Source organism: Paraburkholderia phytofirmans (assembly GCF_046028095.1).
Classification (GTDB): Bacteria; Pseudomonadota; Gammaproteobacteria; order Burkholderiales; family Burkholderiaceae; genus Paraburkholderia; species Paraburkholderia phytofirmans_A.
Map to the genome: position 1 here is coordinate 472,142 of NZ_JAQQDJ010000004.1, position 24,988 is coordinate 497,129.

Sequence of the window (24,988 nt, forward strand, 5' to 3'; positions counted from 1 at the left end):
ATAGTGCATTACGACCGAAACGCGCACCGCCTTTGCAGGGGCGGCGCGCGTTGCGGGTTCAGCGGATCACTACGAGACTGCGCGTGTTACTTGCCGAGCGACTTGTTCGCCTGCGTGGCCGCCGCGTTCAACGCGTCGGCCGGCTTCGCCTTGCCCAGGTAAATCGACTGCATTGCGTCGGTCACGGCCTTCGCGGTGTCTTCCCAGCCGGTCACCGTCGGCGCGAAGTGGGCAGTCGGCAGCAGCGCGACGAAGGCCTTGGTGTCCGGGTCGTTGAATGCCGGATCGGTCGCCTCAGCCTTGGTGGTCGGCAGGAAGCCTTCGGTCGTGGTGAACTCCACGCGCGGTTCCTTCGTGAACAGATAGTCGAGGAACTTCCACGCCGATTTCTTCACCTTCGAGTTCTTGAACATCACGATTGAATCCGTGACGGCGTAGGTGGCGTGCGCCGTGCCCATCGGAATCGGATCGATGCCGTACTTCAGGTTCGGCGCTTCCTTCTTGATCTGTTTGGCGAGGAACGGTGCGGAGATCATCATCGCGACGCGGCCTTGCTTGAACAGATTCTGTACGTCTTCACGGCTATAGCCGGTCACGCCCGGTTGCGTCAGGCCCTGGTCGATCATCGTCTTGTACAGCGTGGCAGCCTTGATGCCGGCCGGCGAATTGAAGGCCGCCTTGCCGTCTTTGCCGACCACGTCGCCGCCATTGGTCCACAGGGCGTAGTAATAGTAGACGTCGGTTTCGATTTCCTTGCCTTGCAGACCGAAGCCGGCAATGCCCTGCGCCTTCAGTTTCTTCGACGCTTCGATCACGTCGTTCCAGGTCTTCGGACCGTCGGGATAGCCGACTTTCGCGAGGAGGTCTTTGTTGTAGTACAGCCCACGCGCGGACGCGGCGATCGGCAGGCCGTACACCTTGCCGTTGATTTCACCCGGCGCGAGGAACGGGCCGATGAAGCGGCTCTTGAAGTTCGCGTCCATGTAGCCGTCGAGCGGCTCGGCGACGTCGTCCTTCACGAAGTCGAGCAGCCAGCGCGTGCCGACGATCGCGAGGTCGGCGTTGGCGTTGCCGGAAATGTCTGTCTGCAGTTTCTGCTGCAGCGTGTCCCAGTTCACGTCTTCGATCTTGATCGTCGTGCCGGGATTGGCCTTCTCGAAGTTACGGGCCATTTTTTCGAAGTACGGCGCGGTCGCGTCGCTGTAGTGCGCGACGGTCACGCGGACCGTGTCGGCGTGAGCCGCGACGGCAATACCTGCAAACGCGAGCGCCACGGCAACTTTGCCTAGCGCGAGGGAAGCACGGGCATGCAACGACATTTCTCTCTCTCCTGTGTCGAACGGAGTTAGCGCTTTAGCGCTTACTCCGGTCCCATCCAGCAATGGTGGGGTTGGTTCGCTGCCGTCGCCGGCCGCTTCGGGTTGAATTGTTTGAAAAAATCCTACATGACGCAAAATAGCTTGTCACGTAGGGTCTGCCATATTTTTTCCTAGGCCGTTTTGTGCCTAAGATGCTGTAAAGCAGGGATATTCTGCGCAACGTGATGTCACGGATACCCAATCTTCGGGATGACCAAGCAACTGCGGCGAATGCGGATTTGTAGGAAATTTACACGCTAATCCGGGCTGGCGGCTTGGTTGAACAGCGAGGCGGACAATGAATCGTGTGGTGTTGGTAACGGGCGCTTGCGGCGGCATCGGCAGCGTGTTGTGCAAGCGCTTCGTGGAGCAGGGCGATACGGTGCTGGCGCTCGACATCGACGCCGCCGCGCTGAAGGCTCTGAGCGCGCAGCTCGGCGAGGCGCATGTCACGCCGATTGCGGTCGATCTCGGCGACGCCGCCGCAGTGCAGCAAGCGGTGGCCGCCGCGGTCGAGTTGCGCGGTCCGGTGGACGTGCTGGTCGCCAACGCGGGCGCGGCAGAAGGTCTGACGCTCGCCACGACCGACGTCGCGAGCTGGCAGCGCGACATTCATCTGAATCTGAACGGCACGTATCACACGGTCGAAGCGGTGCGCGCGTCGATGATCGAGCGGCAGCGCGGCGCGCTGGTGCTGATCGGTTCGGTGAACGGCATGGCCGCGCTCGGTCATCCGGCGTACAGCGCGGCGAAGGCCGGGCTCATCAGTTATACGAAGGCGCTCGCGCTCGAACTCGGCCGCTACGGCATTCGCGCGAACATCGTGTGTCCGGGAACGGTGAAGACGCAGGCGTGGCAGGCGCGCGTCGACAAGAACCCGCAGGTCTTCGAGGATCTGAAAAAGTGGTACCCGTTGCGCGACTTCGCGACGCCCGACGACATCGCCGACGCGGTGCTGTTTCTGGCCTCGCCGATGGCGCGCGTCATTACCGGCGTCGCGTTGCCGGTAGACGGCGGCCTGATGGCCGGCAACCGTTTGATGGCGGAAGAACTGACGCTCGAGTCGCTCTGAATCGACTGAAGCAACGCGCAAAAGCAGCACGAGATCGAGTCAACCAGGCAAGACGATGAGGACAGCATGGCAGCAGTGCAACTGAGCGGCATCTTCAAACGCTATGGCGACACGCAAGTGGTGCACGGCATCGATCTCGACATCGACGACGGCGAGTTCGTCGTGCTGGTCGGGCCGTCGGGCTGCGGCAAGAGCACGTTGATGCGCATGGTGGCGGGGCTCGAGGAAATCAGCGGCGGCGATCTGATGATCGGCGGCACGCGCGCGAACACTCTCGCGCCGCAGCAGCGCAATATCTCGATGGTGTTCCAGAGCTACGCGCTGTATCCGCATTTGTCCGTCTACGAAAACATCGCGTTCGGGCCGCGGATTCGCAAGGAGTCGGCGGCGAGTTTCAAGCCGCGGATCGAAGCCGCGGCGAAGATGCTGAACCTCGGCGGCTATCTGGATCGTTTGCCGCGCGCGCTCTCGGGCGGCCAGCGGCAACGCGTGGCGATGGGCCGCGCGGTTGTGCGCGAGCCCTCGCTGTTCCTGTTCGACGAGCCGTTGTCCAATCTCGACGCCAAGCTGCGCGTGCAGATGCGCACCGAAATCAAGGCGCTGCATCAGCGGCTGAAGAATACGGTGATCTACGTCACGCACGATCAGATCGAAGCCATGACGATGGCGGACCGCATTGTCGTCATGAACGCGGGGCGGATCGAGCAGATCGGCCGGCCGCTGGAACTGTACGACCATCCGGCGAATCTGTTCGTGGCGAGCTTTCTCGGCTCGCCGTCGATGAACTTTGCCGAAGGCGTGATTGCGAACCGCGCGCAAGGTCGGGGCCTCACGCTGAAACTCACGGACGGCGGCGAGATCGTGCTGGAAGGTGCGCCCGCGTCGGCGGTGGTTGGCGCGAAGGTCACGCTCGGCGTGCGGCCGGAACACATCGAAACCATGACGCAAGCACCGGACGCGACGATGGAAGTCGAAGTGGTCGAGCCGACTGGTGCGGAGACTCACTTGTACGGGAAAATAGGCGGCAGCACGTGGTGCGTGACGACGCGTCAGCGCTCGAAAATCGAGCCCGGCCAGCGCGTCACGCTGCGTTTGCCGGCCGAGCATATTCATCTGTTCGATACGGAGAGTGGACGCAGGCTGGTCTGACCCGCGTGTTGCCGTTTGAGGTTGATACGAGCTTGCCTTAGGCTCACTGAAGCTGCGACGCGACGCGGATTTATTTAACGCATGAGAATGCGCCGGGCCGCTCCAGGTTTTCTCACCCCGTCGGGGGCCTGGCGCGAAGCGACAGGTCTGGGGGCGCTTTGAAGGAACACCGGGTGTCCGCACCGAACTTGATTCCCCACATCCGCAGCGCACTCGCCAATTTGCGGCCGGCCGAGCGCAAGGTCGCCGAGATGGTGCTGAGCGACGTCGACTTCGCGATGCGCGCGAGCATCACCGAACTCGCGCAGCGCGCCGAGGTGTCCGAGCCTTCCGTCACGCGCTTTTGCCGCGCTATCGGTGCGCATGGTCTGCGCGACTTCAAGATGCAATTGGCGCAGAGCGTGGCGGGCGGGTTGCCCTATGCATCCACGGCGGTGGCGCGCGACGACGACGTGCAGACGCTCATGGACAAGGTGGGCGAGGCCGCGGTCGACGGCATCACGCATGCGCGCGGCGCGCTGGATCCGGCGGTGGTCGAGAGTGCGATCGCGGCGTTGTCCAGCGCGCGGCGGGTGTTCTTTTTCGGCGTCGGTTCGGGCTCGGGGCTGGTCGCGCAAGACGCGGCGCTGCGGTTTCTGCGGCTCGATATTGCATCCACGGCGTTTACGGATGGGCATTTGCAGCGTCTTTACGCGGGCTTGATGGAACCGGGCGATGTGGCTTTCGCGATTTCGCATTCGGGTCGTAGTGTTGAAGTCAACGAGAGCATTCAGATTGCCAAGGAGCGTGGCGCGACCACGATTGCGCTGACCAATGTCGGCTCGCGGCTGGCTTGGCTGGTGGATATTCCGCTGCTGCTGCGCGTGCCGAGCCCGATCGATCCGAACACGCCGGGCGTGTCGCGGCTCGTGCATCTTTGCATCATGGACGCGCTGGCGATCGGCGTCGCGCTCAAGGCCGGGCCGAAGACGCTCGAGAAGATGCGGCATGCGAAGGCGAGGCTGGCTTCGCATGAGCCGGAGGCGGCGGGGGATTGAGGCGGTAGCGGTGCTATGCCATCCACCCAAACCGCCGCGACAACCTCGACGTCGCGGCGCGCAAAGTCTGCGCCGGCCCACCCGCCAAATCACTGTCGAAGCTGCCGCTCGGCCCCATCAACGCCAGAACGAGGCAGATGCTGCCCGTATGATCCAGCACCGGCGCGGCCAGCGTGTTAATGCCCGGAACAGGCCGGCTGAGGGCAGTGTCGATCCCATCCGCTCGGATTTGCGCGAGACGCTGCGCGTAGGCTTGCGTCAGCGGCGGCAATGCCGACGCCGCGTCCGTGTCGCCCGCAGCTTTAGCTTTGCCCGCCGGCGCCGGCTTTCCTGCAAAAACCTCCGCCGCATCCGCCCCCGCCAACCGCAGATGATCCTGCACCAGCAAACCCGCGCGCACATCGTCCGCGACATAGGCGGCGAACACGCGGCCGATCGCCGTATTAGCCAGCGACATCACCGTGCCGACCCGCAAGCTCACATGCAGCGGCCGCGCCGACTCCTCCAGACGCACGACGGTCGGCCCAAGCGGACCGAGCACCGCCATCGCGACGCTCATGCCCGTCGTCGCCGCGAGTTCGACCACCTCGGGCTCCGCTTCACGCGTCGGCGACAAGCGCTGCAATCCGATCAAACCCAACTCCAGCGCGAGCGGCCCGGCTTCGAAGCAGCCTGACGCATCGCGATTGAGCAAGCCGATTTTCAGCAGACTCACCAGATGCGGAAACGCCTTTGCCGGCGGCATGCCCGCGGCGGCCGCAAGATCGCGCAGGTTCAACGGCCGAGCCGCCGCGACCAGCGCGGCCAGCAATTCGCCCGTGCTGTCGAGCGACTGGATGCCGCGCTGCGGTTTCGCATCGGCGGCGGAATGGGCGTGAGAAGTGTCGAGAGAGTCGGTCACGATGCGGAAGTTGCCAGCAAGGAAGGGGCGGTTGCCAGTTCAGCGCCGATGTCGCGCGCCGTCGCAAGCAGTGCACGCGCGATCGGACCGTCGGCGGCGACCTCGATCGCACCGGTCGAGCCGATCACCGTCAGCGCCAGCGACAAGCGGCCGTCGGCATCCAGCACGGGCGCGCTCAGACTGCTGATGCCCGGACTCGGCATATCCACGCTGCACGCGAGGCCACGCGCGCGGATTGCGGCCAACGCGGCTTCGAAGGCGGCGCTTTCGTCAGACGGTGTCATGGCGTTGCCAATCGCGCCCGATTGATTCGACCACATTGCGTCAAGCACCTCGCGCCGCGAATAAGCGCAAAACACCCGTCCCGTCGACGTAGCCGGCAACGACATCACCGTGCCCACATGCAAATTGACGTGCAACGGAAAGCCCGCATGCTCATAGCGAACAATGGTCGGCCCTTGCGGCCCGGCAATACAGATCGCGACGCTGAAGCCGATCGCTTCGGCCAACGCGGCCACGCGCGGCACGGCGGCGCGAAACGCCGGCTGGTTTTCCAGGTGCAGCAAACCGAGCCGCAACGACAGCGGACCGGGTTCGTAGCGGCCCGACAACTCGTCGCGTTTGATCAAGCCCAGCCGGCTCAAGCTCACCAGATACGCGTGCGCCTGCCCCGGCGCGAGTTGCGCCGCGCTGGCGAGGTCGGACAAGGCGAGGGGCGTGCGCGCTTGCGCGAGCGCCAGCAACACGCGGCCGCCCACTTCGACGCTTTGAATGCCGCGCTGCGTCTTGCCGCCGTCCGCCGTCTCGCTGCCGCCCGCGCCTTTGCCCGTGGCCGATTTCGCTGCTTTGCTCACACTCGCGCTCGTCCGTGAAAAAGGGTCCATGTTATCCGAAGGCCTGTGCCTTCCTGTCATCATCTTAGGCTCCTCAAGATTTGCGTATAGCGATACATTTCGCTATTGACAAATAAACTGACGCCGTCCTAAGATGCATTCACCCCGACACACCGGCGCAGTTATAGAGTCAAGAAACGGGGCGAGACAATCCTCCAATACCGTCAGCCCGCGCGGCATTCGCGCAGCCGGCCGTCTCGCCTCACGTCCAACTTTTGAGGGAGACAAGCATGGCAAAGGCATTCGCATCCCAGGCCGACCTGGAAGTCAAGAAAGTCACGTGGACCAAGCTATCCGAGAACGCCTACGCGTACACCGCCGAGGGCGATCCGAACTCGGGCGTGATCATCGGCGACGACGGCGTGCTGATCGTCGACACCACCGCCACGCCGGCCATGGCGCAAGACCTCATCGCGAAGATTCGCAGCGTCACGGATAAGCCGATCAAATACGTCGTGCTGTCGCATTACCACGCGGTGCGCGTGCTCGGCGCGTCGGCGTATTTCGAGGAAGGCGCGCAGGAAGTGATCGCGAGCCGCGGCACATACGAGATGATCGTCGAGCGCGGCGAAGCGGACATGAAGTCGGAAATCGAACGCTTCCCGCGTCTGTTTGCGGGCGTCGAAACGGTGCCGGGGCTGACGTGGCCGACGCTGGTGTTCGAAAAGGAGATGACGCTGTTCCTCGGCAAGCTCGAAGTGCGCATCGCGCATCTCGGCGCGGGTCATACGAAGGGCGATACGGTCGTATGGCTGCCGTCGCAAAAGGTGCTGTTCTCCGGCGATCTGGTCGAGTACGACGCAGCTTGCTATTGCGGCGACGCGCAGCTCGAACAATGGCCGGCCACGCTCGAAGCATTGCGCGCGCTGAAAGCCGACAAGCTCGTGCCGGGCCGCGGCCCTGCGCTGACCACGCCGGAAGACGTCAACAAGGGTCTCGATTACACGAAAGATTTCGTCACCACGCTGCTGCAACAAGGCCGTGAAGCCGTCGAACAGAAACTCGATCTGAAGGCCGCGATGGAACACACGCGCAAGGCCATGGATCCGAAGTTCGGCCACGTCTTCATCTACGAGCACTGTCTGCCGTTCGACGTGTCGCGTGCTGTCGACGAAGCAAGCGGTATCACGCATCCGCGTATCTGGACCGCGCAGCGCGACAAGGAAATGTGGGACGCACTGCAAGCCTGATAAGAACAGACGCACAGCAAGACCAGCAGAGCGGAGAAGGACGGAGACACAAGATGAGTATCAACTACCAGACGCTGTCGTTCGAATATCAGCCGTGCCGCGAACAGAGCGCGCAGGGCGGCGCGGAACAGGCGGCCTATCCCGTGATCGTGGTCGGGGCCGGCCCGGTGGGTCTCGCCACCGCGATCGATCTCGCGCAGCAGGGCGTGCCGGTCGTGCTGGTCGACGACGATTGTTCGTTGTCCACGGGATCGCGGGCGATCTGCTTCTCGAAGCGCTCGCTCGATATTTTCGATCGCCTGGGATGCGGGCAGCGAATGGTGGACAAGGGCGTCAGCTGGAATGTCGGCAAAGTGTTCCTGAAAGACGAGTTGGTGTACACGTTCAATCTGCAACCGGAAGCGGGCCATAGCCGGCCCGCGTTCATCAACCTGCAGCAGTACTACGTCGAAGGTTTCCTGCTCGAACGCGCGCAGGAGATGCCGAATCTCGAGATCCGCTGGAAAAGCAAAGTGGTCGGCGTGCAGCAAAACGGCACGCCCGGCACGCACGACGCCAGCGTGACGCTCACAGTGGACACGCCTGATGGCGAGTACGCGTTGTGCGGCCGCTATGTAGTCGCCGCCGACGGCTCGCGCAGTCCGATCCGCAATCTGATGGGGCTCGACAGCAAAGGTGTGACGTTCAAAGATCGTTTCCTGATCGCCGACGTCAAGATGGAAGCGGAGTTTCCGACCGAACGCTGGTTCTGGTTCGATCCGCCGTTTCATCCGAATCAATCGGTGCTGCTGCATCGGCAGCCGGATAACGTGTGGCGGATCGATTTCCAGTTAGGGTGGGACGCCGATCCGGTGCTGGAAAAAACGCCGGAGCGGGTGATCCCGCGCGTGCGCGCGTTGCTCGGGCCGGACGCGAAGTTCGAGCTGGAATGGGTCAGCGTCTATACGTTCTCGTGTTTGCGCATGGAGCGCTTCCGCCATGGCAACGTGCTGTTCGCCGGAGACTCCGCACATGGGGTGTCGCCGTTCGGCGCGCGTGGTGCGAATAGCGGCGTGCAGGACGCGGAGAACCTCGCATGGAAACTGGCGATGGTGCTCGAAGGCAAAGCCTCCGATGCTTTGCTCGACACCTATGCAAGCGAACGCGAATTCGCCGCTGATGAGAACATCCGCAATTCCACGCGTTCCACCGATTTCATTACGCCGAAGAGTCCTGTCAGCCGCGTGTTCCGCGATGCGGTGCTGAAGCTCTCGCGTCATCATCCGTTTGCACGGCAATTGGCCAATAGCGGCCGGCTGTCCGTGCCGGCTGTGTTGCGTGATTCTCCGCTGAATACAGCGGACGGTGACGAGTTTGAGGGGGCGATGGTGCCGGGCGCGGCGTGCGTCGATGCACCGGTGCAAGTCGCGGCACAACCGGCATGGCTGCTGCGGCAACTCGGTCAGCAATTCACCGGCGTGCTGTTCTGCGGCGAGCAAGGTATCGATCAATCGGTTCAGGCAGCGTTGGACAGGTTGCGCGCGGGACCGATTCCGCTGAAGCTCGTCGTGGTGACGCGTGGCGATCCGCAGGCCGTTGTGTCGGTGGACGCGCAAGTGGCGCACGATATCGAAGGGCTGGCTCACGCACGTTACGACGCAAAGCCCGGCACGTTCTATCTGATCCGTCCGGACCAGCATGTCTGCGCGCGCTGGCGGCAACTCGATGCGGGTGATGTCGCGGACGCGTTGAAACGCGCGCTGTGCGTCGAAGGTACCGCTTGAACGTGCGCAGAACGCCGCTTGAGTGGCACGCGCGCGGCATCAGGAAAAAAATAGCTGGAGACAAACATGACACTTAACACGCAACCGAATCTCGCCCGCCCCGATGATTTCTACGAGGCATTGATCGATATGCATCGCGATCTGGACGATGCGCAGAGCCAGTCGGCCAATGCGCAACTCATCCTGCTGCTCGCCAACCATATCGGCGATCACGCCACGCTGCTCGAAGCGATACGGCATGCCCGCGACGGCGTAATCGACATGCCGGCGCGAAATGGTGAAGCACATCCGCTAGCCGCTTAAGCTCCTCGCGCGACCAAAATTAACTTGCGCAACGCAGATGTCGGAAGACTTCGATAGTAATGATTTGTTGCGCGCGCTTTCTCTAAAACTCGCGGTGGATTTCTCTCAATTTTTTCTTTCCGACTATCAGATTCTTCTTAGCAACGTGGCTGGTGTGCTGACTCATACTAGCCGGCTTGTTGAGCTAGGGATGCATAGGGTGTGACGCTCCGGTGGGCCAGATTGCTTCGTGCCGGCGCACCATCTCCTCGTGCGTTGCCCGTGGGCAAGTTCCCACGTTCGGCTGGAAAGAGACACGAGATGAAATTGTTTTTGATAAGCGACCTTGTCGTTCAACAGTTGGCGGCGATGAAAGTCGACGGTAAATGGCTTTCTCCCGCGCAGTTTGCCGAATCGGCGTTGCTCTGGATCAGCCATTACGCGCCGGGTCTGGACGTGCCTGAATCGTTTTTTTTCGAAGTCGAGTGCGAAGTGCTGCAGATTGCCGCACAGCTCGCGGCCGGAGAATTGGCCTCCGTCGAAGATTCGCCATTAGCGCAGTTGTTCGGCGAATATCCAGCGGTTAATTACGCGCATCCTCTGAGCGCGAAAGCGTTGGCCGCGACGCTTGCAGCATGCCGTGAAAAAATCGCCAGTGGTACTAACGCAGCGGTGTCGAATGATGCATTCTGGTCGCGGCGGTTCGCGAACTGCGTGAAGAACGCGCCGCAGTCTCTTGGGTGTCACCCCACCCTTTGTCGGTTGATGAATCATGTCAGTGATACGTCGAAGGCGTGAAGCGTCGCTAGAGATCAAGGCTTCGGACGTGATATCGGGTAGAGTCGCGGCTATGCGTCCGCGATTGCACCCATCACATCCGAACCATGTATTCCATCGACCCTGTTCCGCTGCCTCACGACGGCCCGCCCGACATTGCACTGTGGCGGATCGACATCGACTTCACTGCGTCGCTCGACGCGCCTGCCTTCGCATCCCTCAGCGACGACGAACGCACGCGCGCCCGCCACTTTCGCCGTCATGAAGACGCGCTGCGCTTCGCCAGCGTGCGCGCCGCGTTGCGTGAAGAACTCGCGCGGCGGCTCGATATCGCAGCGCACGCCGTGCGTTTTTCGCTCGACGCCAACCACCGCCCTCACATCGCCGATTCGGATCGCTTCGATTTCAATGTCTCGCATGCGGGCGCGCACGGACTGATCGCCATGTCGGCGGTTCGGCGCGTCGGCGTCGATATCGAGCAGTGCAGCGACAAATTCGATTGGCGTTCGATTGCGGCGTTGACGCTCGATAAAGAAGAGACCGCGTGGATCGGACGTCTCGACGCGGGACAGCGGAGCGCTGCGTTTTACGACGCGTGGGTCGCCAAGGAAGCGCTCGTCAAAACAACGGGCGTGGGCATCACGCGCGGGTTGCAGCATTTGACGGTGCTGCCGCGTGAGAGTACGCGCGTGACGCTGCGCAAGCAGATTCCCGCGGATATGCGCGATGTCGCGGCGCACTGGCTTGCGGCACCGGACGCCTACGCTGCATGCGTAGCGTGGTCGGAGACCACATTCCGGTAATCGCAAACAGACTCAGCACGCTAGGCGTTTGCCTGACCGAACGCCAAACCCTTCGGCCAGCCGAACGTATGCACGTGAGTGAGCGGCTGCCTGGCCGGCTGCGCAAGCGCGACCGCCGCGCGAATCTTGCCGGCCATCGGGACATCGAGCACATGCCAGCGGCCATGTTCTGCGAGATCGAACGCACCGGTTGCGGTGTGGCTGAACAGCAATTCGATATCGATGTCGACGGGCGCGTAACGCAGCGCATTGCAAAGACTGCCGTAGCGAGCGCGCCGGCGCGAGGCTTCCGGCGTCTCGTCGGGCGCCGCGCCGGGCGAAGGCACGATGACGCTCAATCCCAGCGTCGCCGATGCAACGCCGATCACGATCCAGATGCCGCCGTACGCGATATCGATCGTAATGCCGCGGCCGTCGCGAGGATGACGCGCCCGCAGCTTCTCGTTGCCGTCGTCTTGCAGATCGACGGCGTGCGGCTCGCAGTCGAACAGATTCCCGACGATCCAGCGCACCACCACGCGTGCACTGATAAAGCGTTTGCGCAACGCGGCGTTCGGATGCAGCCGCGCGCGCTCGCGTTCACTCTTCGACAACCAGGTATCGCCTTCCTGAACCGGCACCGGCAGCCATTCGCAGCGGAACCGCCAAAGATGCAACTCGCCTGCGCGCGGCGCGGCGACGTTGTATGGATGGCTGCGCGTCAACGGATGGCACAGGAATGCGGGCGCAGCCGCGGTGGAGGGTGCAGTGCTGGCGGCCTGCACGGCAGCTTCGCCGGCCCTGCGTTCAGCGACGACTTCGCGTGACTCGCGGCTGTCGCGCTCACGCGAAGTCGCCGGGCAAGCCTGGTCCAGTTCCAATGACATAGGCCTGCTTCCTCAATGCATGTAGGTGACGCGCCGTGCTTGCACGTCGATTTCCACACCGGCGTCGAGCAGATCGATGGCGAACCAGCGAAGCAGCTTCAGGACGCCACTCACCGCGGGCGCGGGCAGCCATTCGTTCAACATGCGCAACGCCGCGCCGCTATGCGTTCTTTGCAGCAACGCGATGGTCTGCAGGATCACCGCTTCGTCCTTGCCGAGGTCGCTGGCGCACCGGCAGCGCATATCGAGCGGACGATACGACACGTGCATCAGCGAACGCATCAGCAGATCGAAGTGTTCGATGCCGTCCTGTCGCAGACCGACGCCGCTGAGAATGTCGCGCCAGTGCACGCCGCCGCGCGCCGTTTCGCAAGCGGGCCGCAGCCATGTGCGGACGGCGCTCAGGACGGTGCGGTCGGGCGCGTCGGCGGTGTCGGTCGGATGATCGTCGATCAGCTCCGGACGGCTGCTGTGTTGAGAGCGAAAGTTCATCGATGCTCCTGAATGGACACGGTCCATGAATCGCGCCGGCCGGATGGGACGGATGCCGCGTCGCAGGCCAGCGCTTGTCGCGTGCGACGGATGGGCGATGACGCAGAGCCTGCGTCGGGTGCTTATGCGTTTGTTGCGGTTACCGCGGCGTTTGCTTCAGCTTTGAGCCGGCGGCGTCGGCTGCGTCGGTTTCCATTCGCGCACGTGCTTGCTTCGCGCCGGACGCGCCGGTGCTTGCCCCAATGTTTTCGGCGTGCCGACAAAGATGAAGCCGAGCAGGCGCTCGTTCGGCCCGAAGCCGAGCGCGTCGCGCAGGCGTGCTTCGTAACTGTCCGGTCCGGTGGACCAGAAGCCGCCGTAGCCGAGCGCGTGGATCGCGTTGAGCATGTTCATCGCCGCCGCGCCGGCAGCCAGCAATTGCTCGATCTCGGGCACCTTGGGATGCGCCGAGATCGCCGCACCGAGCGCGATCACCAGCGGCGCGGCGAATGCCTTCTGCCGACGATGCGCATGCGCCGAACGCGGTTCGTCCGGCGAGCGGGCGCTGGCGAGGTCGACCAGCACGTCGCCGAGTGCGCCGCGCGCATCGCCGCGAATCGTCACGAAGCGCCAGGGACGCAGATTGCCGTGATCCGGTGCGCGCAAGGCGGCGTCGAAGATCAGGTCGAGTTCGGCGTCCGCCGGACCGGGCTCGGTCAGCGGCCATTGCGATTGGCGGGACAGCAGGACGTCGAGCGCCGCCGAAGCATTCGGGCCGGCACCGGGGGCAGGTTTTGCCGCCGCTGGGTGCTCGCTTTCGGTTTCGGGGCGGGTGATGTCTAGCGTCGTCATGATTTGGGTTCGGCTGATGGCATGGGCTGAATAATGAGCTAATTCGCTAGTAAATGCAAATCATTCGCATTTAGAAATTGTCTTCGTGGTTGGGTTTTCGCCTTGGTCCCCGCGCTCTCCGCAAAATGCGGGTGATATCAGCCGCCGAAGCCGCAAGCCACTGACGCAACTAACGGTCAACCGCCCCCGGCGCCCCCGGATATGATGACGAAGTGCCGAATTGAGCCCTTTCTGACAAAAGCGGCTTGCAGCCTTCTTGCCCACTTTCGCTCGCCCCATGCCGACAAAAACAAAAACACTCGACGCCTCCGTCTCGACTTCCGAGCCCACCGAAGCAGCGCAGCGCCTCCCTACGCTGATGCTCGCCGCGTCCCTATCCTTGGGCAGCGCGATCGCGCTCGGACTCGCCCGCTTCGCGTACGCGCTGCTGTTGCCGTCGATGAAACTCGACCTCGGCTGGAGTTTCGCGCAGGCCGGCGCGATGAATACGGCCAACGCGCTCGGTTATCTGCTGGGCGCGCTGGCTTTCCCGCACCTCGCGCGCCGCTGGTCGGCCGGCGCATTATTCTGCGGCGGTTGCGTGGCGACCGCGCTGCTGATGGCCTGCAGCGGCTTGCTCGCCGACACGAACGCGCTGCTCGCCTTGCGCGTGATCACCGGTGTGAGCAGCGCGGCGATTTTCATCAGCGGCGGCGTGTTGGCGGCGCGGCTTGCATCGGCGAGACCGCACGACGCGGGGCTCGTCCTCGGCTTGTATTACGGCGGTACGGGGTGGGGCATCGTGGCGTCGTCGGTGCTGGTGCCGTTGACTATCTTCAACGTCGCGCACGGCTGGCAGTTCGCGTGGTTCGCACTCGCGCTCGCGTGTGCGGCGCTCGCGGCGGTGGCCGTCGGCGCAGCGCGAAAAATCGAGCGCGTGCACGCGATGCCGTCGTCGGCCGCGCAATCGCACGCCGCCGCCGATGCCCCCCGCTGGCCGCGATTCAGTCTCGCGCTGGCTGGCTACACGTTGTTCGGCGTCGGCTATATCGGCTACATGACGTTTATCGTCGCGCTGCTGCGCAATGCGGGCATGAGCGCGGCTGTCGTCACGTGCTTCTATCTGCTGCTCGGCGTGGCGACTGTGGTCTCGGCGCGGGTGTGGTCGGGGTTACTGGATCGCATGCGCGGCGGCCAGGCGCTCGCGGTGCTGAACGCTTTACTCGCGATCGCGACGCTGCTGCCCGCGTTGTTCACGCAGCCATGGGTGGCGTTCGTATCCGGCGTGTTGTTTGGCGCGACCTTTCTCTCCGCCGTGGCGTCGACCACGGCTTTCGTGCGCCACAATCTGCCCGCGAGTCATTGGGCCAAGGGCATTAGCGCGTTCACGATCGTGTTCGCGTTCGGACAGATCGTCGGGCCGATGGTGATTGGCTGGGTCTCGGACGGCGCGGGTCTCGCGCGCGGGCTCGTCTATTCCGCGCTGCTGCTCGCGGCGGGTGCAGTGCTGGCGGCGTGTCAGAAGGCGTTGCGCCGAACGTGATTCCACGCATGCACGCCTGTGCGCTGCACGCTTTTCAAACCTGCACGGACGGGATGCTCTTCATGCAACGCAAGGCAAACATCGAACGGCTATGACGGATGCCGGCGATCTTGTAGAGCTTCTCACGCAGAAACCGCTCGTAGCCTGCCGTACCGTCGACCGCCACCTTCACCAGATAGTCGTAGTCGCCCGATACGAGATACGCCTCCAGCACTTCGGTTAGCGTCGCCAGTTCGGCGCCGAAGCGCGCGAGGGCGTCGTCGTCGTGACGGTCGAGCGTGACTTCGAGCAGGACGATGTCCGCGAAGCCGAGCTTCTGCTGATCGAGCAGCGCAACGTAGCCGCGGATATACCCCTCGGTTTCCAGTTGACGCGTGCGATTCCAGCACGCGGTGGTCGACATGCCGACCAGCTCCGCCAATTCGGCATTGCTCAGGCGCGCGTTCTTTTGCAACTCGCGCATGATCTTGCGATCCTGGTTGTCGAGCGGGCGATTTCGGATGGTCATACGCGTCACCGGAAGCTTGTCCTGGAAAAGCGCATTCTAACGGAAGATCGTCCCGGTATCGCGTGGGAAGCTCATGGCTTTAAGAAGCCTATCCAGCCGGTGTCCCGGTATATTTTCAGGGTGCATTCATGTCCGGGACAACCGTCCGGGCCGCGGGCCACGCGCCCGCAGCCTCACGCGGCCACAAGCTGCCATCCGGTGTCTCGCCGCCTTTTCACAGGAAGGCGGCACGCGGGCGAATTGCGGCGTCATCAGCGCCGTAAGACGCGCTCGCCGGGCATGGACGCATGTTCCTGAATGTCTACCAGCATGACCGTCCGCGCGGCTCGGTCCCTCGACCTGCAGAGAACGCGGCGTGACGCTGAGAAGCAAGCATGTAGCCGCTTGCTCAACCGCGTTTGGTCGGCGCTTTGGCCGCGCTCTGTACCGCGACATTGCGATAGACGTCACGGCAAAATTGCATACCGCCTTGATGCGTGCCGTTGACACCCGCCGCGATGTGTACCGTTCCCTCCACATGCTGCGGCGCCGCCGGATTAACGACAGCGGCGTCGATCGCGAACGGATCTGAAGGCGACGCACGCATGATGCCGATGCCCTTGATCGTCACGGCAAGGCAAGGGTCGGGCAGTTGCGGAGCGTGGCCGGCCGCGACGTCGAAATTGATGTTCAACGTCCAGAAACCCTCGTGAATATGCTGATGAATAATGACGGCCTTCACCACGTCCTGGTGTGACAGCGTGTACTCGTTGCTTGCCATCGGTCCCTCCTTGCTCCTACGCGTGCTGAGCGTGCGTGTGCAGAAATGGCATTTGCGCGGACTAGGGAAGGTTAGTTTTACGCGCCATTCCTCGCAGTGCAAGCGGAAAGATACGTGCACCCATGCGTCGGCAAACTGCATTGCACGGACGCGCGAAAGGCGACGCCCCGACGCTGGCGTCGCCTTTCGCGCCGTAGCCGTATGGGCTGCGGCGCGGTAAAACGGAGCCTCCGATCAACCGCGCATGCGAGTACGTAGCAACGATTAATGGAAGATGAGGTACAGGATGACCAGTACGATCAACGGTACGCCAAGCAACCAGCCGAGAAGGTAAGGCATGATGTGATCTCCTTTCGTATCGAGGTTTGAATACGAAAGTGATGGAGCATCCGGCGTGCCTGACGTGCCGCTTCGACTCTTCGGCATCGCCACCGCAACGTCAAGGCAAATTCTCCCGTAGAACAATGCTGAATTGCACGGGCTTCACGTCGCTCATCGCATCGCGCTTTTCGCGCACGTTGCGGAATATACGCAGACAATTTCCCACCATGGCCTGCGGCGCTTGCGTGATCAACGCATCCATGGTGCCGTCGATGAGCAAGGCTCGCGTGTCGGGCGTCAAGCCATGCCCGACAAACAGAATCTTCTGCTCCGAACGCGCCTCGACAATCGCGCGCGCCACGCCATCCGATCCACCGCCGCTGTTGTAAATGCCGGCAAGATCGGGATGCTGTTCCAGCAGCTTGCGCGTTTGCATATAGTTGCGCTCGCTGTCGTCGTGTCCTTCACGTAATCCGATCACGCGCACTTGTGGGAACGTCGATTCGATCAAATGCAGAAAACCGATCTCGCGTTCTTCATGCCCACGATAGTTGAGGCTGCCCGCGAGCATCGCGATCTTTCCGCTCGGCCGAGGGCCCATGAAGCGCCCGAGCAGCAACGCCGCCGTGCGTCCCGCCGAACGATTGTCGATGCCCACATAAGCCAGCCGCCGCGCATTCGATAAATCAGAAATAAGCGTGATGGCCGGCACGCCCTGATCCGCCAACACATTCACGGCGTCGCGCACCACGGGATGTTCGAGCGCCATGAACACGACGCCATCCGCACGCTGCCCGTAGTGCAACAGACGGTCGGCCAATTCCTTCGGATTGAAACTCTCGACGTAATGCACGCGGCACTTCATGTCCAACGCGTTCCACTGATCGTGTGCGAAGTCGATGTAGTCGCCGAGCATATGCAAGTAGCGATTGGTGCCGGCAGGCAGCAGGAACGCGATGCGCATCGGCTTCGAGGCGGGCACCACGGGCGCCTCTGGCGTGAGCAGATAGCCGAGCTGGGCGGCCGCTTGCAGCACGCGTTGCGCCGTCACGGCGCGCACGCCTTCGCGGCCATTGAGCACCCGATCCACCGTGGCGGTCGACACACCGGCGGCGCGCGCAATGTCGGGAATGCGGGCCCGCGCGGCGGCGTTGAGAAGAAGCGTATCGGACATGGCAGTCCTTCGTTCACAGAACGGAAGTCCATCAAAAAACATCAAGCTTGCGGTTTGACAGCGCTAGCCGCGCACGCCTAGTCTTGCAGCTATCACACGACGACGCGACACCGCTGACTATAAATCACGGCGTAGCGAGCGCACGATGATGGTTTTTGATGGATTCGACAGTCACATCAATTATAAGCAAGGAGACGCTCAAATGACCAACCTCGCGAGACGCACCCTGCTGCGTGCGGCGGCTGCCGTGCCGGTAGCCAGCGCGCTGGGCTTTCCGGCGATCGTGCGCGCGGCGTCCGGCCCGGAATTCGTGTTCAAGTACGGCAACAACCTGCCGCTCACGCATCCGCTGAACGTGCGCTCGCAAGAGGCCGCGAATCAGATCAAAGAGGCGTCGAAAGGGCGCATGGAGATCCGGATATTCCCTAACAACCAGTTGGGCGGCGACACCGACATGCTCGCGCAGGTGCGCAGCGGCGGCATCGAGATGTTCACGCCGTCGGCGCTGGTGGTGTCGACGCTCGCGCCATCGGTTGCGATCAACGCGGTGGGCTTTGCGTTCAGCGACTACAACCAGGTGTGGGGCGCCATGGACGGCAAGCTCGGCGCTTACGTGCGCGCCGCGATGCAGAAGGCTGGGCTCGAATCGTTCGAAAAGATGTGGGACAACGGCTTTCGTCAAACCACCACGAGCAACGGTCCGATTACGAGCGCACAGAATATGCGCGGATTGAAAATTCGTGTGCCGGTGAGTCCGCTCAGCATCGATATGTTCAAGGGACTCGGCGCTTCGCCGACCAGCCTGCAATTCAGCGAGGTGTATTCGTCGCTGCAAACGCATATCGTCGATGCGCAGGAAAATCCGCTGCCGATCGTGCAGGTCGCGAAACTCTACGAAGTGCAGAAGTACTGTTCGCTTACCAATCACATGTGGGACGGCTACTGGTTCGTGCTGAACCCGCGCGCGTGGCAACGCCTGCCGAAGGATCTGCAAGGCATAGCCAGCGACGCGTTCAACCAGTCGGCTTTGAAGCAGCGTGAAGACGTGCGCAAGCTGAACGACGCGGCGGTCGCGGATCTGCAAAGCAAGGGTCTGTCGATCAACCGTCCCACGCCCGATACATTCCGGGCGGCGCTGCGCCAGGCCGGTTTCTACGCCGAATGGAAGAGCAAGTTCGGCAATCAGGCGTGGGACCTGCTCGAACAATCGGTCGGCAAGCTGGCCTGATCGTGCTGCATACGGGTGAGCCTGAGACGAAGCGCGGCGAGCCGCCGCGAGGAGGCAGCAGGATGTCGAATCACGCATTGAATCCGGCGGACGCGGGCGTGCCGTTGCACGCGGCGAGCATGCCGCGCCGCTGGTTGAGGAGTTTCGATCGCGGTCTGATCGCGCTCGTCGAAGTCTGCGCAGCGGCGCTGCTCGCCGTGGAAATCGTCGTGATGCTCGCGGGCGTGCTGTGCCGCTATGTGCTGCATCAGCCGCTCGTATGGTCGGATGAACTGGCCGGCATTCTGTTCCTGTGGCTCGCCATGCTTGGCGCCGTGCTCGCGTTGCGGCGCGGCGAACATATGCGGATGACGGCGCTGGTCAGCCGCCTGTCGCCGCAGCGGCGCGCGTTCGTCGATACGCTGGCGATCGCCGCATCGATCGCATTGCTTGCGCTGTTGATCGCACCCGCCTACGACTACGCTTCCGGCGAGGCGGCCATCGTGACGCCCGCCCTGCAGATCAGCAACGGGTGGCGCGCCCTCGCTTTGCCGATCGGCGCGGCACTCATGCTGCTGGTGGGCCTGATTCGTCTTGCCCAGGTGAGCCGCGTGCGCGACGTCGTGATCGTGCTCGCGATTACCGCTGTATTGGCCGCGATAGCCGTGTACGCCGGGCCGTGGTTTCAGACGCTCGGCAAAACCAATCTCGTGATCTTTTTCGTCGGCGTGGTGGCGATTGGGATTTTTTCAGGCGTGCCGATCGGGTTTTCATTTGCGCTTGCCACGTTCGGTTATCTGGGCCTCTCGACCTTTACGCCGCTCGAAGTCGTGGTCGGCCGCATGGACGAGGGCATGTCCCATCTCGTGCTGCTCGCGGTGCCGCTCTTCGTTTTCCTCGGATTGCTGATTGAAATGACCGGCATGGCGCGCGCGATGATCGAGTTTCTCGCGAGCCTCGTCGGTCACGTGCATGGCGGTTTGTCGTTCGTGCTGATCGGCGCGATGTATCTGGTGTCGGGTATCTCCGGCTCGAAAGTGGCGGACATGGCGGCCATCGCGCCGGTGCTGTTTCCGGAGATGAAAAAGCGCGGCGCTTCCGAAGGCGATCTGGTCGCGCTGCTCGCCACGACCGGCGCACAAAGCGAAACCATTCCGCCAAGCATCGTGCTGATCACGATCGGTTCGGTGACGGGGTTGTCGATCTCCGCGCTCTTTACTGCAGGCATGCTGCCAGGCGCCGTGCTTGCGCTGATTCTGTGCGTGGTGGTGTGGTGGCGCTATCGCAAGGAAGACCTGAGCGGCGCGCAGCGTTTCAGCAAGCGGCAGATCGGGCGGCTGTTTATCGTGTCGCTGCCGGCGCTGGCGTTGCCGTTCGTGATTCGCATGGCGGTGGTCGAAGGCGTGGCGACGGCGACGGAGGTGTCGACCATCGGCATCGCTTACTCGATGCTGATCGGCCTGCTGGTGTACCGCCGTTTCGAATGGCGACGGCTCGGCCGCATGCTGGTGGATGCGGCGACGTTGTCGGGCGCGATTCTTTTTATCATCGGCTGCGCCACGGCGATGGCCTGGGCGCTCACGCAGTCCGGCTTTTCGCAGGACCTCGCGCAACTCATGGGCTCGATGCCCGGCGGCGCTTACGGTTTCCTCGCGGTGTCGATCGTGGTGTTCGTGATGCTCGGCAGCGTGCTCGAAGGAATTCCCGCCATTGTGCTGTTCGGCCCGCTGCTGTTTCCCATTGCGCGGCTCGCGGGCGTGCATGAAGTGCATTACGCGATCGTCGTGATTCTTTCGATGGGCGTGGGCCTCTTCTCACCGCCGTTCGGTGTCGGCTACTACTCGGCGTGCGCGATCAGCAAGGTCAATCCCGATGCGGGCATTCGTCCGATTGTCGGCTATATGGGCGCGTTGATCGTCGGCCTGATTGTGGTCGCGGCGATTCCCTGGATTTCGATCGGGTTTCTTTAAGCCGATCTCTCAAATTCATTAACAGGTTCGACCTTCGGGCGCCGCGTTCTCGCCGCGCCGGGGCGTCGCTCGTCTTTCAAACCTGCAGCATCGGGAGAGTTTTATGAGTCGTTTCTTTGGCGAAATCCGCCAGGCAGGTTACGTCGTGCGGGACATCGAGGCCGCGATGGACTACTGGAGCCGCGTGCTCGGCGTGGGTCCGTGGTTCTACAACGAACGCGTGCCGATCGAGAACTACACCTATCGCGGGCAATCGTACGAGGTGCATAACTCGGTGGCGTTGGCGAACTCGGGGCCGTTGCAGGTGGAACTGATCCAGACGCGCAACGACGCGCCTTCCATGTATCGCGACTTTCTCGCCGCCGGCCATACCGGTTTACAGCACAACGCGTACTGGACCACTTCGTTCGACGCGGATCTCGCGCGTCTGCAGGAGCAGGGTTTCAAAGTCGCGATGAGCGGCGAAGTGGGGCGCAACGGGCGTTTCGTCTACTTCGATACGGAGAATCATCCGGGCACGGTGATCGAGTTGTCCGAGATCGCCGGGCCGAAAGGCAAGCTCTTCGACATGATCTACGCGGCGTCGCGCGATTGGGACGGCCGCGAGCCGGTGCGCCGCTTTCCCGATCTGAGTACGCTATGAGCGAGACGCTGCAACTCCGCGCGGTCGGTGACGATACGCTCGAAGCCGACTATCTGATCGAGACGCCGCTCGATCCCGCGCGCGTCGCCGATGTCATGGCCGGCGAGCAATCGAGCGGCACCTTCGTGCGCGTCGCCAACGAATCCGATGCGCTGCGCGCGCGCAGCCGCGCGAGCGTGCTGCGTGTCGAAGAACTCGAAGCGGCGGCACGCCCCAGCTTGCCGAACGCATGGCTCGAGCGTCAAGGCACGCCAGGGCCGTGGCGGCGCGCGCGGATCACGCTGTCGTTTCCTCTTGCCAATATCGACGCGAATCTGCCCACGCTGGCCGCGACCGTCGCCGGCAATCTGTACGATCTCGGCGAAGTGACCGGCATGCGGCTGCTGTCGTTGCGCTTGCCGGCTTCGTACCGCAAGCGCTTCGAATTGCCGCGTCATGGCGTGGCCGGCACGCGCGCGTTGACGGAGGTGAAGGACGGGCCGATGATCGGCACGATCATCAAGCCGAACGTCGGCCTGAGCGCGGCGGAAACGGCGGCACTGGTGCGCGATCTGTGCGAAGCAGGCGTCGATTTCATCAAGGATGACGAAGTATGCGCGAATCCCGCGCATGCGCCGCTGGCGGAACGCGTGCGCGCGGTGATGGCCGAAGTGCGCCGCTACCGTGAACGCAGCGGCCGTCCTGTGATGGTCGCGTTCAATATCACCGACGACCTCGACGCCATGCGCCGTCACGCGGAACTGGTCGAGCGCGAAGGCGGCAGTTGCGTGATGGCGAGCATCAACTGGTGCGGCTTTTCCGGGATCCAGACGCTGCGTCGCGCAACGCCGCTCGTGCTGCACGCGCACCGCAATGGCTACGGCATGATGTCACGCGATCCGGCGTTGGGCATGTCGTTTCAGGCGTATCAGACGCTCTGGCGTTTGAGCGGCGTCGATCATATGCACGTACATGGTCTTGCCGGCAAATTCGCGCAGAGCGACGCCGAAGTGATCGAGTCGGCGCGCGATTGCGCGACGCCGCTCGCCGCGGGTTGCGACGATACGGTGCTGCCGGCGTTTTCATCAGGGCAATGGGCCGGCACCGTGCAAGCGACCTTCGACGCCGTGCGTTCCACCGATCTGCTGTTCATGTCGGGCGGCGGAATTCTCGCGCATCCCGATGGGCCCGCGGCAGGCGTGACGAGCGTACGCCAGGCATGGGCGGCGGTGCAGGCGGGCACACCGTTGCCGGTGTACGCCGAGCACATGCCGGAACTGCGGCGCGCCTTGGCGTTTTTCGGCAGCCGCGCGTGAACGCTTCAGGCGACACGGAACTAAAGATGAGCGACGAAGCAAACAGCAGCAGCCCCACTTACGGCTTCTACGGCGACGACTTCACCGGCGCAACCGACACGCTGGCGCATCTCGCCCGCGCCGGTTTGCGCACCATGCTGTTCTTCGCACCGCCGGATGCCGCGCGTCTTTCGATGCTCGGCCGGCTCGACGCGATTGGCGTGGCGGGCGCCGCGCGCACCATGGCGCCCGGCGCGCAACGGCATGAACTCGAACGCGTCGGCGCCGCCTTTGCTGCGCTCGGCGTGCGCGTGATGCACTACAAAGTGTGCTCGACGTTCGATAGCGCGCCGGAAACCGGCAGCATCGGCGTGGCGATTCGTACGTTGCGCGAGTACTGCGCGAACGAACTCGTCGCGGTGGTCGGCGGTCAGCCGAATTTGCGGCGCTATTGCGTGTTCGGCGAGCTATTCGCGGCAGCGGGCGCGGACGATAACGCGCAGTCGATTTACCGCATCGACCGTCATCCGACCATGAGCCGCCATCCCGTCACGCCGATGAATGAAGCAGACTTGCGCGTGCATCTTCAGCGCCAGGGTGTGAAGAATGTGCAATCGATCGACTGGCGCTGTTATGCGCGCGGCGATGCCGAATTGCAAGAAGAAGTGCAGCGCCGGCTCGATTCGAAACCCGACGCTCTGCTATTCGATGTGCTCGACGATTCGCATCTACTGGCGATTGGCCGCGTGATCGCGAGTCACGCCGCGGCGTCGGCGCCGTTGCTCGCGGTCGGTGCGAGCAGCGTTGCGCAGGCTTATGCGTTGGCGCATGACAACGGCGTTAAAGATGCCGCCACAGAAAACCGAACCACGCCGCTGTTGCCTCGCGCACGCGGCCCCGTATTCGTGCTCGCAGGCAGCCTCTCGCCATTGACCGAAGTACAGATCAGCGCCGCGCAATCCTATCTGCGTGTGGAACTGGACCCGCTGAAAATGACCGGCGACGCAGCCTCTGCCTATTTGGCGGAACGTGTGGCCGCAATAGCGGCCCCGTTGCGCGACGGACGCAACGTGCTCGCTTTCACGACACGCCGCGCGTCGAGCGCAGGCGGCGCGCTGCCGCAACTCGCGCACGCCTGTGCGTCACTGTTGCAACAGGTGCTCGGCGCCGTGCGCTTGCAACGCATCGGCATTGCGGGCGGCGACACGTCGAGTTTGGCCGTGCACGCACTCGGCGCCTGGGGGCTGTCGTATCTCGCGCCGTTGTCGGCGGGCGTCACCGTGTGTCGTCTCCATGCCGATCGCGCGGAACTCGACGGCATGGAGATCATGCTCAAAGGCGGCCAGATGGGCGACGCCGATCTGTTCGAGCAACTGCTCGACGGCAACGGCTAACCGTTGTCGGCGAAACCGGGATAGAGCGTCATGCCGCCGTCGACGAACAATGTCGTGCCGACCACGTAGTCGCTTTCATCCGAAGCGAGCCACACGGCGGCCTTGCCGATGTCGTCCGCTTCGCCCACACGGCCGTAGGGAATCAGCTTCAACAGTTTTTGCAGCGCGGCTTCTGTGTCCCACGCGTCTTTATTGATCGGCGTGCGAATCGCGCCCGGCGCAATGGAATTGACGCGGATGCGTTCGGGCGCGACTTCCTGCGCGAGCGATTTCATGAACATCTGAATGCCGCCTTTGGACGCCGCGTAATTGACGTGCCCCGCCCACGGAATGACTTCGTGAACCGAGCTCATGCAGATGATCTTGCCGAGCGCTTTGGACGTGGTGCTCGGGCCGCGTCGGCGGAATTCTTTCACGGCTGCTTGTGCGGTCAGGAACTGGCCGGTGAGATTGGTCGTCAGCACCTGGTGCCAGTCGTCCAGCGTCATATCGGCAAACGCGTTGTCTTTCTGCAAGCCCGAATTCGCGACCACGATATCCACGCTCTCGAAACGCGCGCGGCATGCCGCGAACATCTTCTCGACCTGCGCGGGATCGCCGACGTCGGCCTGCACTGCGAGCGCGGAGCCACCTGCTTTCTCGATCTCGGCGACGAGTTGCTCCGCCTCTTCGGCATGCGAGTGATAGTTCACGACGACGGCCGCGCCCGCATCCGCGAGTGCTTTGGCGACGCCGGAACCAATGCCCGAACTGGCGCCTGTGACCAGAGCGACCTGATGCGCGAGTAACTTTTCCATTGCT

Annotated in this window: 24 protein-coding genes; 14 read left to right on the forward strand and 10 right to left on the reverse strand. The window is 63.2% G+C overall.

Translation table 11 applies throughout. From position 1 onward, the window contains the following. Positions 1 to 86: 86 nt before the first annotated feature. Positions 87 to 1,319, reverse strand: coding sequence for an ABC transporter substrate-binding protein (locus PQR54_RS14810; RefSeq protein ID WP_408246809.1), 1,233 nt, complete (start codon positions 1,317 to 1,319; stop codon positions 87 to 89). A 337-nt stretch (positions 1,320 to 1,656) separates the two neighbouring features. Between PQR54_RS14810 and PQR54_RS14815 the strand changes: the two genes are divergently transcribed. The 3 genes from PQR54_RS14815 to PQR54_RS14825 all read left to right on the forward strand — a co-directional run bounded on the left by PQR54_RS14815 (position 1,657) and on the right by PQR54_RS14825 (position 4,616). Next, positions 1,657 to 2,430 carry an SDR family oxidoreductase gene (locus tag PQR54_RS14815; protein WP_408246811.1) on the forward strand — a complete coding sequence of 258 codons (774 nt, stop codon included), beginning with the start codon at positions 1,657 to 1,659 and terminating at the stop codon, positions 2,428 to 2,430. Between the two features lie 66 nt (positions 2,431 to 2,496). Continuing rightward, complete coding sequence (locus PQR54_RS14820) at positions 2,497 to 3,579, forward strand: ABC transporter ATP-binding protein (RefSeq protein ID WP_408246813.1); 1,083 nt, start codon at positions 2,497 to 2,499, stop codon at positions 3,577 to 3,579. A gap of 173 nt (positions 3,580 to 3,752) precedes the next feature. Next, positions 3,753 to 4,616, forward strand: coding sequence for a MurR/RpiR family transcriptional regulator (locus PQR54_RS14825; RefSeq protein ID WP_012428992.1), 864 nt, complete (start codon positions 3,753 to 3,755; stop codon positions 4,614 to 4,616). 13 nt (positions 4,617 to 4,629) lie between these two features. On the opposite strand, the gene PQR54_RS14830 is transcribed toward PQR54_RS14825, so the two are convergent. After that, the gene (locus tag PQR54_RS14830) at positions 4,630 to 5,517 is read right to left on the reverse strand and encodes an IclR family transcriptional regulator (protein WP_408246815.1); all 888 of its coding nucleotides are present in this window, start codon (positions 5,515 to 5,517) and stop codon (positions 4,630 to 4,632) included. Continuing rightward, a complete protein-coding gene (locus PQR54_RS14835; protein ID WP_408246817.1) occupies positions 5,514 to 6,401 on the reverse strand; it encodes an IclR family transcriptional regulator in 888 nt (295 codons plus the stop codon). Before PQR54_RS14835 ends, PQR54_RS14830 begins: the two co-directional genes overlap by 4 nt. Positions 6,402 to 6,640: 239 nt before the next feature. On the opposite strand from PQR54_RS14835, the gene PQR54_RS14840 reads away from it, so the two are divergent. The 5 genes from PQR54_RS14840 to PQR54_RS14860 all read left to right on the forward strand — a co-directional run bounded on the left by PQR54_RS14840 (position 6,641) and on the right by PQR54_RS14860 (position 11,225). After that, positions 6,641 to 7,600, forward strand: a complete 960-nt coding sequence (locus PQR54_RS14840) for an MBL fold metallo-hydrolase (RefSeq protein WP_408246819.1) — start codon at positions 6,641 to 6,643, stop codon at positions 7,598 to 7,600. A gap of 53 nt (positions 7,601 to 7,653) precedes the next feature. Next, positions 7,654 to 9,363, forward strand: coding sequence for an FAD-dependent oxidoreductase (locus PQR54_RS14845; protein ID WP_408246821.1), 1,710 nt, complete (start codon positions 7,654 to 7,656; stop codon positions 9,361 to 9,363). 66 nt (positions 9,364 to 9,429) lie between these two features. Then, positions 9,430 to 9,666 carry a DUF2783 domain-containing protein gene (locus PQR54_RS14850; RefSeq protein ID WP_408246823.1) on the forward strand — a complete coding sequence of 79 codons (237 nt, stop codon included), beginning with the start codon at positions 9,430 to 9,432 and terminating at the stop codon, positions 9,664 to 9,666. A 300-nt stretch (positions 9,667 to 9,966) separates the two neighbouring features. Continuing rightward, entirely contained in the window at positions 9,967 to 10,443 is a 477-nt protein-coding gene (locus PQR54_RS14855) for a hypothetical protein (protein ID WP_408246825.1), read from the forward strand. Positions 10,444 to 10,529: 86 nt separating this feature from the next. Beyond that, positions 10,530 to 11,225, forward strand: a complete 696-nt coding sequence (locus PQR54_RS14860; RefSeq protein WP_408246827.1) for a 4'-phosphopantetheinyl transferase family protein — start codon at positions 10,530 to 10,532, stop codon at positions 11,223 to 11,225. Between the two features lie 20 nt (positions 11,226 to 11,245). Here the strand turns inward: PQR54_RS14860 and PQR54_RS14865 are convergent, their stop codons facing one another. The 3 genes from PQR54_RS14865 to PQR54_RS14875 form a co-directional block, all read right to left on the reverse strand. Next, positions 11,246 to 12,091 carry a 4'-phosphopantetheinyl transferase family protein gene (locus tag PQR54_RS14865; RefSeq protein ID WP_408246829.1) on the reverse strand — a complete coding sequence of 282 codons (846 nt, stop codon included), beginning with the start codon at positions 12,089 to 12,091 and terminating at the stop codon, positions 11,246 to 11,248. A 12-nt stretch (positions 12,092 to 12,103) separates the two neighbouring features. Further along, entirely contained in the window at positions 12,104 to 12,583 is a 480-nt protein-coding gene (locus PQR54_RS14870; protein WP_408246831.1) for a hypothetical protein, read from the reverse strand. Between the two features lie 156 nt (positions 12,584 to 12,739). Beyond that, positions 12,740 to 13,414, reverse strand: coding sequence for a nitroreductase family protein (locus tag PQR54_RS14875; protein WP_408246833.1), 675 nt, complete (start codon positions 13,412 to 13,414; stop codon positions 12,740 to 12,742). Between the two features lie 277 nt (positions 13,415 to 13,691). Between PQR54_RS14875 and PQR54_RS14880 the strand changes: the two genes are divergently transcribed. Next, on the forward strand, positions 13,692 to 14,936 hold the full coding sequence (locus tag PQR54_RS14880) for a YbfB/YjiJ family MFS transporter (protein WP_408246835.1): 1,245 nt from the start codon (positions 13,692 to 13,694) through the stop codon (positions 14,934 to 14,936). 34 nt (positions 14,937 to 14,970) lie between these two features. Here the strand turns inward: PQR54_RS14880 and PQR54_RS14885 are convergent, their stop codons facing one another. The 3 genes from PQR54_RS14885 to PQR54_RS14895 all read right to left on the reverse strand — a co-directional run bounded on the left by PQR54_RS14885 (position 14,971) and on the right by PQR54_RS14895 (position 17,699). Continuing rightward, a complete protein-coding gene (locus tag PQR54_RS14885; RefSeq protein ID WP_168789346.1) occupies positions 14,971 to 15,444 on the reverse strand; it encodes an Lrp/AsnC family transcriptional regulator in 474 nt (157 codons plus the stop codon). A 388-nt stretch (positions 15,445 to 15,832) separates the two neighbouring features. After that, positions 15,833 to 16,204, reverse strand: coding sequence for a hypothetical protein (locus PQR54_RS14890; protein WP_408246837.1), 372 nt, complete (start codon positions 16,202 to 16,204; stop codon positions 15,833 to 15,835). A 439-nt stretch (positions 16,205 to 16,643) separates the two neighbouring features. After that, entirely contained in the window at positions 16,644 to 17,699 is a 1,056-nt protein-coding gene (locus tag PQR54_RS14895) for a LacI family DNA-binding transcriptional regulator (RefSeq protein WP_408246839.1), read from the reverse strand. Between the two features lie 202 nt (positions 17,700 to 17,901). Between PQR54_RS14895 and PQR54_RS14900 the strand changes: the two genes are divergently transcribed. From PQR54_RS14900 to PQR54_RS14920, 5 genes are all read left to right on the forward strand, one after another. Then, positions 17,902 to 18,927: a TRAP transporter substrate-binding protein gene (locus PQR54_RS14900; protein WP_121309426.1), complete on the forward strand. Its 1,026-nt coding sequence runs from the start codon at positions 17,902 to 17,904 to the stop codon at positions 18,925 to 18,927. Between the two features lie 62 nt (positions 18,928 to 18,989). Further along, complete coding sequence (locus tag PQR54_RS14905) at positions 18,990 to 20,876, forward strand: TRAP transporter large permease (RefSeq protein WP_408246841.1); 1,887 nt, start codon at positions 18,990 to 18,992, stop codon at positions 20,874 to 20,876. 103 nt (positions 20,877 to 20,979) lie between these two features. Further along, a complete protein-coding gene (locus tag PQR54_RS14910) occupies positions 20,980 to 21,519 on the forward strand; it encodes a VOC family protein (RefSeq protein WP_408246843.1) in 540 nt (179 codons plus the stop codon). Then, positions 21,516 to 22,814 (forward strand): ribulose-bisphosphate carboxylase large subunit family protein, encoded by a 1,299-nt coding sequence (locus PQR54_RS14915; RefSeq protein ID WP_408246845.1) that lies wholly within the window; start codon positions 21,516 to 21,518, stop codon positions 22,812 to 22,814. Before PQR54_RS14910 ends, PQR54_RS14915 begins: the two co-directional genes overlap by 4 nt. A gap of 26 nt (positions 22,815 to 22,840) precedes the next feature. After that, on the forward strand, positions 22,841 to 24,187 hold the full coding sequence (locus tag PQR54_RS14920) for a four-carbon acid sugar kinase family protein (protein WP_408246847.1): 1,347 nt from the start codon (positions 22,841 to 22,843) through the stop codon (positions 24,185 to 24,187). On the opposite strand, the gene PQR54_RS14925 is transcribed toward PQR54_RS14920, so the two are convergent. Further along, entirely contained in the window at positions 24,184 to 24,984 is an 801-nt protein-coding gene (locus PQR54_RS14925) for an SDR family oxidoreductase (RefSeq protein ID WP_408246849.1), read from the reverse strand. The genes PQR54_RS14920 and PQR54_RS14925 overlap by 4 nt on opposite strands. Positions 24,985 to 24,988: the final 4 nt, after the last annotated feature.